General features: G+C 67.9%; 12 protein-coding genes. 9 read left to right on the plus strand and 3 right to left on the minus strand.

The features are described 5' to 3' along the window. Positions 1 to 25: 25 nt before the first annotated feature. Complete coding sequence (locus B0F77_RS24705) at positions 26 to 1,612, minus strand: thiamine pyrophosphate-binding protein (protein ID WP_086665349.1); 1,587 nt, start codon at positions 1,610 to 1,612, stop codon at positions 26 to 28. Positions 1,613 to 2,155: 543 nt separating this feature from the next. Between B0F77_RS24705 and B0F77_RS24710 the strand changes: the two genes are divergently transcribed. The 4 genes from B0F77_RS24710 to B0F77_RS24725 all read left to right on the plus strand — a co-directional run bounded on the left by B0F77_RS24710 (position 2,156) and on the right by B0F77_RS24725 (position 4,783). Further along, positions 2,156 to 2,512 (plus strand): PLDc N-terminal domain-containing protein, encoded by a 357-nt coding sequence (locus B0F77_RS24710; RefSeq protein ID WP_086665395.1) that lies wholly within the window; start codon positions 2,156 to 2,158, stop codon positions 2,510 to 2,512. After that, complete coding sequence (locus tag B0F77_RS24715) at positions 2,509 to 3,111, plus strand: hypothetical protein (RefSeq protein WP_086665350.1); 603 nt, start codon at positions 2,509 to 2,511, stop codon at positions 3,109 to 3,111. Before B0F77_RS24710 ends, B0F77_RS24715 begins: the two co-directional genes overlap by 4 nt. A 199-nt stretch (positions 3,112 to 3,310) precedes the next feature. Continuing rightward, complete coding sequence (locus B0F77_RS24720; RefSeq protein ID WP_086665351.1) at positions 3,311 to 4,129, plus strand: hypothetical protein; 819 nt, start codon at positions 3,311 to 3,313, stop codon at positions 4,127 to 4,129. Positions 4,130 to 4,171: 42 nt separating this feature from the next. Then, the gene (locus tag B0F77_RS24725) at positions 4,172 to 4,783 is read left to right on the plus strand and encodes an ANTAR domain-containing response regulator (RefSeq protein ID WP_086665352.1); all 612 of its coding nucleotides are present in this window, start codon (positions 4,172 to 4,174) and stop codon (positions 4,781 to 4,783) included. On the opposite strand, the gene B0F77_RS24730 is transcribed toward B0F77_RS24725, so the two are convergent. Next, positions 4,764 to 6,401 carry a hypothetical protein gene (locus B0F77_RS24730; RefSeq protein WP_143466888.1) on the minus strand — a complete coding sequence of 546 codons (1,638 nt, stop codon included), beginning with the start codon at positions 6,399 to 6,401 and terminating at the stop codon, positions 4,764 to 4,766. The genes B0F77_RS24725 and B0F77_RS24730 overlap by 20 nt on opposite strands. Positions 6,402 to 6,626: 225 nt before the next feature. Between B0F77_RS24730 and B0F77_RS24735 the strand changes: the two genes are divergently transcribed. The 5 genes from B0F77_RS24735 to B0F77_RS24755 all read left to right on the plus strand — a co-directional run bounded on the left by B0F77_RS24735 (position 6,627) and on the right by B0F77_RS24755 (position 12,110). Next, positions 6,627 to 7,853, plus strand: a complete 1,227-nt coding sequence (locus B0F77_RS24735; protein ID WP_086665354.1) for a branched-chain amino acid ABC transporter substrate-binding protein — start codon at positions 6,627 to 6,629, stop codon at positions 7,851 to 7,853. A 78-nt stretch (positions 7,854 to 7,931) separates the two neighbouring features. Beyond that, entirely contained in the window at positions 7,932 to 8,846 is a 915-nt protein-coding gene (locus B0F77_RS24740; protein ID WP_086665355.1) for a branched-chain amino acid ABC transporter permease, read from the plus strand. Further along, on the plus strand, positions 8,843 to 10,579 hold the full coding sequence (locus B0F77_RS24745; protein WP_086665356.1) for a branched-chain amino acid ABC transporter permease: 1,737 nt from the start codon (positions 8,843 to 8,845) through the stop codon (positions 10,577 to 10,579). Before B0F77_RS24740 ends, B0F77_RS24745 begins: the two co-directional genes overlap by 4 nt. Further along, positions 10,576 to 11,397, plus strand: coding sequence for an ABC transporter ATP-binding protein (locus B0F77_RS24750; protein ID WP_086665357.1), 822 nt, complete (start codon positions 10,576 to 10,578; stop codon positions 11,395 to 11,397). Before B0F77_RS24745 ends, B0F77_RS24750 begins: the two co-directional genes overlap by 4 nt. Continuing rightward, positions 11,394 to 12,110 carry an ABC transporter ATP-binding protein gene (locus B0F77_RS24755; protein WP_086665358.1) on the plus strand — a complete coding sequence of 239 codons (717 nt, stop codon included), beginning with the start codon at positions 11,394 to 11,396 and terminating at the stop codon, positions 12,108 to 12,110. Before B0F77_RS24750 ends, B0F77_RS24755 begins: the two co-directional genes overlap by 4 nt. A gap of 52 nt (positions 12,111 to 12,162) precedes the next feature. Here the strand turns inward: B0F77_RS24755 and B0F77_RS24760 are convergent, their stop codons facing one another. Then, positions 12,163 to 13,335 carry a lipase family protein gene (locus B0F77_RS24760; RefSeq protein ID WP_211293990.1) on the minus strand — a complete coding sequence of 391 codons (1,173 nt, stop codon included), beginning with the start codon at positions 13,333 to 13,335 and terminating at the stop codon, positions 12,163 to 12,165. Between the last annotated feature and the right edge of the window lie 68 nt (positions 13,336 to 13,403).

Here is a 13,403-nt window from a genome sequence, read left to right on the forward strand (position 1 = left end):
CGGACGGTACCCAGCGGGTGGATGATCAGGTGGCGGTTTTCCGGTACCAGCGCGGTGAGGTGTTGATCGGCGGTTTCAGTCCCGCGTTGACCACGATCATGCCGGGCCCCGCCGCACTGGCCAGCGCGTCCCGGAGTCCGTCGAAGCCGTCGAGCGTGATCGCCGGAATCCCGAAGCTCTCCGCGAGCTTCGCGAAGTCGGGCCTCGTCAGGTCCACCCCGCTGATGGCGTGGTTCGCGACCTGCTGGTCGTACCGGAGCATCCCGTACCCGCCGTCGTCGACGAGCACGATCGTCAACGGCAGCCCCTCCTGCTTGAGCGTCGCGAGATCCCCGCACGCGAACAGGAACCCGCCGTCTCCCACGACCGCGATCGTCCGCCCGGCGACGGCCGCCCCGAGCGCCGCCGGAAACCCGAACCCGAGCGTCCCCCACCCGACCGGGTAGGCCAGCCCGCGCGGCTTGGTGACGTGGTGGAAGCCGCCGATCCAGTACCCGGGGATGCACATGTCGGCGACGATCGTCGCGTCGGTGCCCTCCAACGCCCGCAGCAACTGCACAGCTTCCGACGAATCCGCTTCGGCCAACGCACGCACTTCCGCGTTGACCGCTTCGACGTCCACCGCGGCGTCCTTGCCCGCGACCCCGGTCGCGAGCGCGGCGGTGACCGCGGCCGCGTCACCTTCGATCGTGACGTCGGCGGGGTAGTTCTTGTTCGCCTCGGCCTTGTCGATGTTGACGGCCACGAGGTTGCGCGGCTTCGGCTGCAACCAGTTCTGCGTCATCATGCCGTCGAAGTCGGTGCCGATCGCGATGACCAGATCGGCGTCGTCCCACAACTTCCCCACGGGTGGCGCGTGCACCGGTCCCCGCACCACCCAAGGACTGTCGACCAGCCCGCGCGCGCCATAAGTGGTGACCACCGGTGCCTGCAACCTGGCCGCCAGCGCCCCCACCGCCACCCCGGCCCCCGACCGCGCGGCGCCACCACCGACCCAGATCAGCGGCCGCTCGGCCCGGTCGATCAGCGCTTCGGCCTCGGAAAGGTCCGGGACGACATGGGTCTGTGGCACCTTCGCCGGCGCGTGGCCGGCCACCTCGGCGGACAGGAAATCCGTTGGCACACCGAGATAAACGGGCCCGTGTGGGCTCCGCACGGCCTGTTGCACCGCCTTGTCGGTGAACGCCGCCAGTTCGCCTGCCGCCGGCACGTCGAACGCCGCCTTGGTAACCGGCCCGAACATCGCCTTCTGGTCCCGCGTCTCGTGCAACACACCCCGATAGACCCCGGGCTGCCGGAGCGTGGACGGGATGTCCGTGGCGATCACCAGCACCGGACTGCCGGACGCCCACGCCTCACCCGTGGCACCGAGCGTGTTCGCCGCCCCTGGCCCGGTCGTCACCACCGCCACACCGAGCCTGCCGGTCGCCCGCGCGTAGCCGTCCGCCGCGTACACGGCCGTCTGCTCGTGCCGCACCCCGATCATGCGGATGCCGGGGTGCTTCCGCAGCGCCTCCCAGATGGCGAGGTTGTGCACGCCGGGCAGGCCGAACACGACCTCGACGCCGTGCGCGGCCAGCACTTCCAGCAGCCTCTCGGCACCCTTGGACATGAGCCCGACGCTAAGGCTCGCTTATCGCTGCGGCAACGGGTGTGCAGCAGGTCTGGTGCTCAGCGTCAGCCCGCCTCACCGCGGCAGGGCCCGGCCGGGGGAGGGCTCGACGAATTCACATTTCTTCGTACAGCTCATGGATTCGACCGGCCCGAACCTCGGGCGACGGCGGTGTGGCGTCTGTGTGCAATTCGGCTCGGCGCCGCGCGGATTCACCCTCTGGGGTGAAATGGCTGATCGGGTTGGACCATGATGGCAGGCCCGTTCAGCTGAGTGAGCGAACGGTTGTCCGCAGCGCGTGCACCCCCGGTTGACCAGGGCGATTCCATCTGGGGTAGTACTACTACCAGGAGGTACGCCGGTGTCGGCGCCGTTCCGGGAAAGGCGGGGCGGAATGGGTGTGTTAATGAGATGTGTCAACTTTGATTTGTCGGGGATTCGCCAACTCGTGAAATGGTCTCCAGATGATTGACGACTGAACCATGTTCATGACATACCCCCTTGTGTCACTATGTGCGCGACCGCACGACCTGGGGGTTGGAGATGCTGTACTTCGGTGGGCTGTTCGGAGTGGTGATGTTGTGTCTGACGATCTTCGCTGTCGTGGACGTGATCACGACCGACGAAGGCTCAGTTCGCAATCTGCCGAAGATGTTGTGGCTTCTTTTGGTCTTGCTGTTCCCGTTGGTGGGCTCGATCGCGTGGTTCGTGGCGGGCCGTCCGGTGGTGGGGACCGGACGCGCGCGCTTCGGTGCGTACGAACGTGAAGCATCTGCTTTTCCCGAGTACAACCGGCCGGGGCGGTTCGCGGCCACCAATCCTGACGACGACGAGGAGTTCCTGCGCCGCTGCCGTGAGCGCGCGGAGGAACAACGACGCAAGGGACGCGAGAACCAGTGAGGAAAGTCCTGCTGTTCTTAGTTGTTCTGCTCGCCGGCTGTGGAGGCAACGCGCAGCTGGCGGCCCCACCCGAGGCACCCCGAACGTCCACTTCGGACAAGCTGGCGCCGGGCGAGTTCCAGGCGCGCTGGTGGACGTGGGCCTCCCAGCCGGCGAACACCAATCCCGTTTCCGACACCTCCGGGCGCTTCTGCATGCGCGAGCAGCCCGTCGAGGTCTGGTTGCTCGCCGGGTCCCTCGGCAACGGGCCGGTCGAGCGGCAGTGCCGGGTTCCCGCCGCCAAGCCGCTGCTCGCGCCCGTCGTGAACCTCGCGAGTGACGTCGCCAGCTGTGAGACGTTCATGAAGAGCGCGCAGGGCGAGGTGCTGCTGGACGGCTCCACGCAGGCGTTGACGAGAGTGTCCGCCACGCCGTTCACCTACGAGGCCCGTGCGGGCAACCCGTTCGGCTCCCAGGTCGGGCGGATCAACTCGGTCGGCTGCGGCCTGTACGCGTGGATCACCCCGCCGCCGTCCGGTGAGCGCGAGCTGGTGATCCGCGGGTCGGCGGACGGCAAGGAAGTCGACGTCAAGTACAAGCTGATCGTGGGCGCCGACTAGGAAAATCGGGTGCGCGGGTCCGGTAACGTGGTCCGTGGCGTCGAGCAGACGTGAGGCTGGAGCCGCTCCCCGGCAGTGAGTGGCACGTTCCGCCGCAGTGTTCAGCAACTCCTGCTCACCGAAGCGAACCGACCACGTAGACGCGTGTACATGCGTCCTTGTCGTGCCGAGCCGGGCGGCGGAAACGAGGACTGCTGTCATGGCACGTCTGTCCACCACGGACCAGCTCGCCGATCTGCGGCGCGCCTACACGGGCGAGAACCTGTCCCAGGCGGTTCCAGCCGTCCGCGACGGTGACCTGTTGCCCGATGCGACCACCGAGGCACAGCGGCAGCTGGAAGCCAAGGTGCTGCTCGCGGGCTGCACCGCGGCCAGCATGCTCCAGCTGATGCCGCCCGCGAGCATCATCAGGCCCGCCCACGCGTTCCGGACCGTGGAACCGGGCGAGACCCTCAAGCTGCACCTGAGCGACCGGGCTCTCGGTCCGTTGCTGTTCGAACTGCTGCCGCGCACCGAGGCCGGTTTCGGCATGGGCGTCGCGGGACTCGCGCACCGGCAGTACCGGCGGTCGGCCGAGCTGACCACGGGCGACGCCGGTGTCGTCCTGGTCGGTGTCGACGAGAACGCTTGGGACCTCGGCATGCGTTACGTGCGCTGGATGCACGAGTTCCGCGGCGTGGAGCACCTCGACGGCGGCGGCAACGATGAGGCGATCGCCGAAGCGGCCACTGGGAGCGCTCTACTGCGCCGGGTACACCTGTGGCATGACGCGAGCTGGCTGCGAGCACTTCCGCTGGGAACAGGGTGGTTCGTCGAGTGGCCGGGCGGGCCGCAGGAGAGCGAGATCGCCCGGAAGCTGGCCCATCCGCAGTTCGGCACGACCCTCGACATCACGCTCCGGCGCGCCGAGGCACCTGGGCAGGACGTCGAGGAGGGCATGCGGACCTATCCGTGGCCCGAGGAGTTCGTGTCTGCCGTCACGGCCGGTGAGCCTGATCAGGGGCCTGCCCGCCGGTAGACTGCCCTTTCGCACGCAGGAACGATCGTCAGGAGGACCCCGGTGACCCAGCAGGCTGCCGAGGCCCAAGCCGAAGCCACGCGCAAGGCCCCTCGTGTGCTCGTCGCCGAGGACGAGGCGCTCATCCGTCTCGACCTCGTCGAGATGCTGCGCGAAGAGGGCTACGACGTGGCGGGCGAGGCCGCAGATGGCGAAGAGGCCATCAAGCTCGCGACCGAGCTCAACCCCGACCTGGTGATCCTGGACGTGAAGATGCCCAAGGTCGACGGGATCGAGGCCGCTCAGCAGATCGCGGGCAACCGGATCGCACCGGTCGTGATCCTCACCGCGTTCAGCCAGCGCGATCTGGTCGAACGCGCCCGTGACGCCGGTGCGATGGCCTACCTGGTCAAGCCGTTCGCCAAGCGGGACCTGGTGCCCGCGATCGAGCTGGCCATGAGCCGGTTCAGCGAGCTCGCGGCGCTCGAACAGGAGGTCGCCGGGCTCACCGAACGCCTGGAGACGCGCAAGGTCGTGGAACGGGCCAAGGGCGTGCTCATGACCAAGCAGGGTCTGAGCGAGCCGGAGGCGTTCCGGTGGGTGCAGCGCACCGCCATGGATCGCCGCACGACGATGAAGGCCGTCGCGGAGGCCGTCATCGAGAACTTCGGCTGAGTTCGAGCCATACGGAGTCCGTCTGCCGCCCCGGATCCTCGGGGCGCAGGCGGACTTCGACGTTGTGGCTGCCCTTGAGCGAGATCTCCAGCTCGTGCCGGCCGCCGACACCGCCCGGCATCGGCATGGTCGCGACGTGGCCGCTGTCCACGTACACCTCAATGCCCGCCAGCGGCGCCACTGATCGCGCGTGAGCGGCGTCGAGGGTGATCGCCAGTGTCGCGTCGTTCGGGGTCACACGGATGAACTCAGCCGTCATCACGGGCAGCACGGGCGCCGGCTCGTCCGGCGCGTTCGCCAGCTTCACCTCCGACCGTCCCGGCACCTCCAGGTAGCTCTCCAGCACCTGGGCCTGCGACGCACCGGGCATACGCAGCACGAACGGCGACAACGCGTCGGGCCCGGCCGGCCCGAGCAGCTCGGCCGGCACGTCACCGGCCACGGTCAGCTCGCCGTCCTCCGCCCCGGACCAGCCGCTCACCACCGGCCGCAACGGCACCCGCGCCGAACCGAGCTGCGCGACCAGGCCGTTCGGATCACCACCGTCGCCAAGACGCACCGTTGCTCGCACTCTCGCTGAAGAAGCGCCACGCAACGGTGCGCGCGCTGTGCCAATGCCCGGCGCCTCCTCATCGGGCTCCAGCACGCGCAACGTCCCCGCCACGATCGGTGTCTCGGTCACCTCAGGCACGGACTGAAGGGGCCCGGTGATACCGACCGCGTCGACCTCCACACGTCCCGGATAGCTGGGCGGCGGGGTCATGCTGATGAGCACGCTCGCCTCACGCCATTTCGGCACAACTGGTGAAGTGGCGATCTGCGCGTTGTCTTGTAGAACGCGCACACCGTTACGTGTGAGCACTACTTCGAATCGATGCAGAACGCCCGCGCCGCGGATACCGGGCAGCACGGAGTCGTCCACCACGACCCGAATCGCATCAGCAGGAGGTATGGGTCCGACGCGATCCGGTGTTCCCGGCACCAGGTCGAGCACGAGCTTCCCGCGCGGCCCGGCGGCGTCCGTCACGACGGCCACCCGGCCCAGTTCGTCCGAGTCGTTCAGTTGAAGCAACGTTCGTGCGCGCAACACGGCCGTGTCGTTCCCGCACGGCATGTCGATCACCAGTCGGCCGCCCGAGCCGGAGCTGGGGTTCACACAGCCGGGTCGCCCGCTCAGGTGGTAGCGGCGTTCCAGGAACGTGTCGTCGAAGTCGTCCAGCCAGCCGCCGACCGCCCGGCGCCACCCGTCGTCAGCAGGACGTTCCTCTGCTCTGGCGGCCAGGGAGCGCTGGCCGAACGCGTCCACGGCCCGCACGTCGGCCTTTCCGGAGCCCGCGATCTCGGGCGACGCGACAAGCCTGCCGAAGACCTCGTACCCGGACGCGCCGGTCACTGGCACCCATTGGGTTCTGCCGTCACTGCTCCATACGGAGGACGGTGCGTTGAGCGGCGCCGGCTGAGACGGCAACTTGACGAAATCCGCCGCGTACTTCGTCAGCCGAACGGCCTGTGAGCTGGGCTTCTTCGTCGCGTCATCGGTCTCGCGCAGAACCATCACCGCGGCGACGAGCACGGCGGCGGCGCCAACGGCTGCGATCACCCGACGACGCGGAGTCATACGTCCACGTTATGGCAGCCGTCCAAAGAGTGAACGGAGGTTACGGTATGTGACATTGCTTAAGTGAAACATAACGCCGCGTTGCGTTATGGTCACGAGCCCATTGGCTTTGATGACTGGGGTCACAGTCATCGCCTAGGTTCCGGCCATCCCTCAGGAGAGGGTGAAGGAGCGGTGCGCGGAGAACTCGCGTTGCCGGGAGCAGGGATATAGGAGGGACATCACGTGCGTAAGCACTCTGTGAAGTCCGCTGCGATTGTCGGCGCCACGCTGCTCGTCGTCGCAGCCTGTGGCTCGAACAAGGAAGAAGGCGGCACCGCGGGGGGCAGCTGCGACACGTCGAAGGGCACCTTGACCGTCGGTGTAGTCGCCCCGCTGTCCGGCAACCTGTCCGCTCTCGGCATCGGCATCAAGCAGTCCGCCGAGCTCGCCGTGGACGAGGCCAACCAGAAGTGCACGGTCAAGGGCTACAAGCTGACCGTGTCGGCCCAGGACGACGAGGCGAACCCCGCCAAGGGTGCCCAGGCGGCCACCAAGCTGTCGACCGACCCGAACGTCGTCGGCGTCGTCGGCACGCTGAACTCGTCGGTCGCCCAGACGGTGCAGCCGATCCTGCGGGACAAGAAGATCCCCCAGGTGTCGCCCGCCAACACGAACCCGACGCTGACCAGGGGCAACGACTTCCTGACCGCCCCGAAGCGCCAGTTCGACAACTACTTCCGCGTCTGCGCCACCGACGACCTGCAGGGCCCGTTCGCGGCCAACTACCTCGTCGAGAAGGCCGGCAAGAAGAAGATCGCCATCGTCACCGACGGCAAGACCTACGGCGCGGGCCTCGCGGCCGAGCTGTCGAAGCAGGTCGTGAAGAAGGGCGGCCAGATCGTCGGCCAGGAGACGGTCGGCGAGAAGGACACCGACTTCTCCGGCGTCATCGCCAAGGTCAAGGCGCTCGCCCCGGAAGCCGTCTACTACGGCGGTGAGTACCCGGCCGCCGGCCCGCTGTCGAAGCAGATGGCGAGCGCGGGCCTGAACGTTCCGCTGATGGGCGGCGACGGCATCTTCGACCCGAAGTTCATCGAGCTCGGCGGTAAGGAAGGCGACCTCGCCACCTCCGTCGGCGCGCCGACCGAGTCCCTGGCCACGGCCAAGGCGTTCGTCGACGCGTACAAGAAGAAGTTCGGCAAGGAGGACTACGCCGCCTACGGTGCGTTCTCCTACGACGCCGCGAACGCCATCATCGGTGCGCTGGCCAAGACCCTCGACGGCGGTGCCGCGTGGGACGAGTCGAAGCGCGACTCGATGCTGACCAACGTCGGCTCCTACAGCGGTTCCGGTGCCACCGGTGAGGTCAAGTTCGACCAGTACGGCGACAGCACGAACAAGGTGCTGACCGTCTACTCGGTCACCTCTGGCAAGTGGAAGGACGTTCAGACCGGCGAGTTCACCGGCTGATCGACTACCTGGTAACTGATTGAAGCCACGGCGGGGGCGGGCGTTGTTTGCTCGCCCCCGCCGTTTACGGAGGTAGTCGTGTCAATCCTGCTCCAACAGCTGGCCAACGGGGTGATCCAGGGCGCGTTGATCGCCCTGATCGCACTCGGGTACACCATGGTGTACGGCATCATCCAGCTGATCAACTTCGCCCACGGCGAGGTGTTCATGGTGGCCTCGTACGGAGGCCTCGCCACGTTCACGCTTCTTCCTGACGACCTCAAGAAGTCGCCTGCCGTGGCCCTGCCGCTCATGTTCGCCGGCGGCATCGTGGTGGCGGTCCTCGTCGCCGTGATCATGGAACGGTTCGCCTACCGGCCGCTGCGCAACGCGCCCCGGCTGGCCCCGCTGATCACAGCGCTCGGCGTGTCCGTGTTCCTGCAGGAGGCTGTGCGCGTCTTCTACCCGAACGCGAAGTCGAACCTGCCGTACCCGAAGGTCTTTCCCGAGGGCAACCTGACGCTCGGCCCGATCAACGTGTCGTGGACCGGTGTGATGCTCGTCCTGCTCTCGGTGGGCCTCGCGGTCGTCCTGCAGACCTACATCAACAAGTCGCGAATGGGCCGGGCGATGCGCGCGACCGCGCAGGACCCCGACACCGCGAAGCTCATGGGCGTCAACCCCGACCGCGTGATCGTGCTGACGTTCGTCTTCGGCGCTGTGCTCGCCGGTGTCGCCGGCATCATGTACGGCGGTTACCTGAACAACATCAACATCGACATGGGCTTCCAGACCGGCATCTTCGCCTTCACGGCGGCTGTCCTGGGCGGTGTCGGCAGCATTCGCGGCGCGGTCATCGGCGCGTTCATCATCGGTCTGATCAAGACCGTGGCCGGCCAGTACATGCCGGGCGGCACCCAGTACGACTACGTGTGGATCTTCGTCGTGCTGATCCTCGTGCTCGTCTTCCGCCCGCAGGGTCTGTTCGGTGAGCCGGAAAGGGTGCGCGCATGAGCACGAGCACTGTGTCCACTCCCGCCACGACGGCTCCCGTCGAGAAGCGTTCCGCACTCGCGCCGCTGGGCAAGCCGTTCGCGGCCGCCGGTGGTGTCCTGGGTATCGTCGCGGCCCTGCTGCCGTGGGTCACGTTCAGCCTCAACGACGGCAACTGGCCGGACAAGTCGACGCTGCAGTTCTTCGACGCGCCGTTCGCCGTCACCGGCTTCCGCTGGCACGTCCTGCTGCTCGGCGTCCTCATCCTGGTCGCGGCGTTCGCGCCGGTCCCGTCCAAGGGCAGGGTCGTCCGTGCGCTCGGCTGGGGCCTCACCGTCGTGTCGTTCATCAACGCCGCGTACATCACGGTCAAGGGCGGTGGGCTCGCCGCCATCACGGCGCTCGACGGTGCCACGGCGTTCGGCAGCGTCGTCGGCCTGATCGCCGGCGTGCTGGCGATCCTGGCGGGCTACGGCATCGGCATCGAGCCGGTGGGCGAGTGGAAGTTCAAGGTCTCCACGCCGGTCGCGTACCTGGTGCTGCTGGTGTCGTTCGGTGCGGTGCTGTACGCCGTCGCCGCGATGCTGACCACCGGTGGCGTCGGCTCCTCGAACCCGTACGCGGGCGCGATCTTCCTGGCGTTCCTCGGGTTCGCGGGCGGTCTGCTCGGCGCGCTGAGCGGTGTCGGGTTCATCCGCTGGCTCTCGGCCCTGTCCGAGCAGCACCGCGTGTTCAGCGTGATCGTGCTGGCGGCGTGCGCGCTGCTGCTGCCGTTCACCGACGCCGGCAACGAGTACTGGATGACGGTCGCGGCGAACATCGGCATCTACGCCGCCACCGCGATCGGCCTGAACATCGTCGTCGGTCTCGCGGGTCTGCTCGACCTCGGGTACGTGGCGTTCATGGGTATCGGTGCCCTCGTGGCGGCGAACTTCTCCGGTGCCGCCACGGCGCACTTCGGCATCACCCTGCCGTTCCCGGTCGCCGCGGTCGCCGCAGCGGTCGTGGCCGGCATCTTCGGTGCCATCGTCGGTTCGCCGACGCTGCGGGTGCGCGGTGACTACCTGGCGATCGTGACGCTGGCGTTCGGTGAGATCTTCACCCGCTCCGCGCAGAACAACATCGGTGGCATCACCAACGGCTCCAACGCCATCCCGGGCATCCCGCCGCTGTCGCTGTTCGGCAACGAGTTCAACAAGTCGATCTCCATCGGCGCGGTGAAGCTGCCCGCCGGTGTCCTCTACTACGTCCTCATCGTGCTGCTCGTCGCCGCGACGATGGCGGTGTTCGCGAACCTCAAGTTCAGCCGCATCGGCCGCGCCTGGATCGCGATCCGCGAGGACGAGGACGCGGCCCGCGCGATGGGCATCCGCACCGGCAAGATGAAGATCCTCGCGTTCCTCATCGGTGCCACCCTCGCGGGTCTCGCGGGCGCGGTGTTCGCGCACAAGAACGGCACGGTTTCGTACGAGTCGTTCAAGTTCCTCGAGTCGGTCACGCTGCTCGCCGCGGTCATCCTCGGCGGCATGGGGTCGATCCCCGGCGCCGTGCTCGGTGCCGCGCTGCTGTTCGTGCTGCCCGAGAAGCTGCGCGACTTCGAGGACTACCGCCTCATGATCTTCGGCCTCGCGCTGATCCTGATCATGCGGTTCCGGCCGGTCGGCCTGATCCCCGATGCGCACAGGCGCGCTGAGATGATCGAGCGCGCTGATGAGAACGCCGAAGAGGCGCACGTGGAGGCGAAGAAGGCATGAGCACGCCCGTATTGGAGGCGCGTGACGTCTCGATGGTCTTCGGTGGCCTCAAGGCGTTGAAGGGCGTCACCCTGACGCTCGACGAAGGCAAGATCGTCGGCCTGATCGGCCCGAACGGCGCGGGGAAGACCACGTTCTTCAACTGCCTGACGGGTCTCTACACGCCGACCACGGGCCAGGTGTTGCTCAAGGGCAACATCCTGCCCGGCGACCCGGCCCAGGTGACGGACGCGGGCGTCGCCCGCACGTTCCAGAACATCCGCCTGTTCCCCAGCATGACCGTGCTGGAGAACGTGATGGTCGGCCGGCACGTGCGGATGAAGCAGGGCCCGCTGGCCTCGCTGTTCCACGGCCCCGCCTACCACCGCGGTGAGAAGGCGGCCAGGGACCGGTCGCGGGAGCTGCTCGCGTTCGTCGGTCTGAACAACCTGGACGACGAGCTCTCGCGCAACCTCCCGTACGGCGACCAGCGCCGTCTGGAGATCGCGCGCGCGTTGGCGACGGACCCGGCGGTGCTGCTGCTGGACGAGCCCACGGCCGGCATGAACCCGCAGGAGACGGAAGCGACGCAGCAGCTGATCTTCCGCATCCGCGAGACGGGTGTGTCGGTCGTCGTCATCGAGCACGACATCAAGTTCATCTTCGGGCTGTGCGACTCGGTTTCCGTGCTCGTGCAGGGCGAACTGCTCGTCGAGGGCAGCCCCGAGGTCGTGCGGGCGGACCCGCGGGTGGTCGAGGCCTACCTCGGCAAGCCGCCGGAGGAAGTCCAGCACGAGGTCGAGGCCGCCGCTGCTTCTGCTGAGGAGGAGCAGGCATGACCGCGCTGCTCGAAGTCCGCAACCTTTCGGTCGCCTACGGTGCCATCGAAGCTGTCCGCGACATCTCGTTCACCGTCGAGGCCGGCCAGATCGTGTCGCTGATCGGCTCGAACGGTGCGGGCAAGACCACGACCCTGCGCACCATCTCGGGTCTGCTGCGGCCGGCGTCCGGCGAGATCCTGTTCCAGGGCAAGCCGATCCACAGCGACCCGGCGCACGCGATCCTCGGTGAGGGCATCGCCCACTGCCCCGAGGGCCGCCGGCTCTTCCCGCGGATGACCGTGGAGGAGAACCTGCAGCTCGGTGCCTACGTCCGCAAGGACGACGGCATCGAGGCCGACATGCAGCGCGTGTACGACCTCTTCCCCGTGCTGGGGGAGCGGCGGCACAACAAGGCCGGGCTCTTCTCCGGTGGTGAGCAGCAGATGCTGGCCATCGGGCGCGCGATGATGTCCAAGCCCCGCCTGCTGATGCTCGACGAGCCCTCGATGGGTCTGTCGCCGATCATGACGCAGCGGATCTTCGACACCATCAAGGAGCTGCAGTCGCTCGGCACCACCATTCTGCTGGTGGAGCAGAACGCGCTGGCGGCTCTGGCGTTGTCGGACCACGGGTACGTGATCGACCTCGGCAAGACCACTTTGGACGGTCCGGGGCACGAGCTGCTCGCCTCGCCGCGAGTGCGTGAGGCGTACCTGGGCGAAGCTCACTGATTCAGTTGTTGTGGGAGCGGGGCGGAGGGATTGTCCTCCGCCCCGCTTTCGTTCACCCGCGGTCGAAATCGGCCAGGATGCGGGGCAGGGCGAGCTTCGCGGCTCTGCCGTGGTTCACGTCCGCGCCCAGGTCGATCAGCGTGGACTCGGCGTGGTGCCGTTTCAGGCGTTGGTCGCAGTAGGCGGACGTTTCGAGCAGGGTGTCCTTGTCGCCGGCGGACGAGTAGATGGTCACCGGGACCGCGGGGCGCCAGTCGCAGTAGCCGTCCGCCTGGCGCAGTTTCGCGCGCAGGACGCCCGTCGGGTGCTGGACGCGGTCGAGGTAGTCGGCAGTCAGTAGTTCCGCCATGGTCGCGGGCAGGTGCGGGAAGATCTCCTCGTTGCGGTGCTCGCCGTCGAAGAGCGTCTCGATCGACGGGTCGCGGAAGGCCTCGGCCGGGCTGTCGTAGAGGTGGTGGAGCCGGTTCCACGCCACCGTCCAGTACGCCATGTACGCGACGCCGTTCGAGATCTCGTCCTTCGTCGCTTTGGCGACCAGCAAGCTCGGCTTGAACGGGCCGCCGATGGGCGCGAGACCGCCCACCTTCAGGCGCGGGTCGGCGCCGGACTGCAGGGCCTGGCCGAGAGCCATGGTGGCGTGACCGCCCTGCGAGTGGCCGGTGATCATCACTCGCGGGTCGGGACGTAAACCTCTCCACGCGGCGAACTCGCGGGCCGCGCGCAAGGCGTCCACCGAGGCCGTGACGGTGGACGGGGCGTCGACGTACGGGTGGTGGCCGGGGCCGGTGCCCAGACCCAGGTAGTCAGGGGCCGTGGTCAGGAAGCCGGCTGAGGCGAACAGCAGGGCCGCGGCGCGGTCGTTGCCGTCCGCCACCGAGGCGACCGAGCCGCGGTAGCCGGTGGTGCCGTGCAGCCAGGCGGCTTGGCGGGGCGTTCGGCTCCCGTTGCGCGGTAAGGCGATCAGGGCACTCGCCGTCGTCGGTTTTCCGAACGGGTCGATGGTGCGGTAGGTGATGCGCTTCGCGTCCACGGCGAAGCGGACGCGCGAGGCGTCCAGGCTGTGGTCCCCCAGATAAGTGACCAACTGGCTGGTGTCCATGGTGGACACCGGGACGACGTCGAGGAGTTCGCCGCGGGTCGTGTGTGCGGAGGCGGTGGCCGGGACCGAGGCCGCGACCACGACGCCGCACAGGACCGCTGCTGTCAGCCGGGTCGTGAAGGTCATGCCTCAACGATGTCGAGGTGATCTTGGTTGGACACTGGGGCTGACCGCAGAGATGGGGTGTGGTTCAC

Origin of the sequence: Lentzea kentuckyensis (assembly GCF_002150765.1) — a bacterium.
Classification (GTDB): domain Bacteria; phylum Actinomycetota; class Actinomycetes; order Mycobacteriales; family Pseudonocardiaceae; genus Lentzea; species Lentzea kentuckyensis.

What these genes read in the sequence shown, in the direction of transcription:
- B0F77_RS24705 (WP_086665349.1), bottom strand. Translation starts at nt 1,612, where the DNA reads ATGTCCAAGGGTGCCGAGAGGCTGCTGGAAGTGCTGGCCGCGCACGGC.
- B0F77_RS24710 (WP_086665395.1), top strand. Translation starts at nt 2,156, where the DNA reads ATGCTGTACTTCGGTGGGCTGTTCGGAGTGGTGATGTTGTGTCTGACG.
- B0F77_RS24720 (WP_086665351.1), top strand. Translation starts at nt 3,311, where the DNA reads ATGGCACGTCTGTCCACCACGGACCAGCTCGCCGATCTGCGGCGCGCC.
- B0F77_RS24730 (WP_143466888.1), bottom strand. Translation starts at nt 6,401, where the DNA reads ATGACTCCGCGTCGTCGGGTGATCGCAGCCGTTGGCGCCGCCGCCGTG.
- B0F77_RS24745 (WP_086665356.1), top strand. Translation starts at nt 8,843, where the DNA reads ATGAGCACGAGCACTGTGTCCACTCCCGCCACGACGGCTCCCGTCGAG.
- B0F77_RS24750 (WP_086665357.1), top strand. Translation starts at nt 10,576, where the DNA reads ATGAGCACGCCCGTATTGGAGGCGCGTGACGTCTCGATGGTCTTCGGT.
- B0F77_RS24755 (WP_086665358.1), top strand. Translation starts at nt 11,394, where the DNA reads ATGACCGCGCTGCTCGAAGTCCGCAACCTTTCGGTCGCCTACGGTGCC.
- B0F77_RS24760 (WP_211293990.1), bottom strand. Translation starts at nt 13,335, where the DNA reads ATGACCTTCACGACCCGGCTGACAGCAGCGGTCCTGTGCGGCGTCGTG.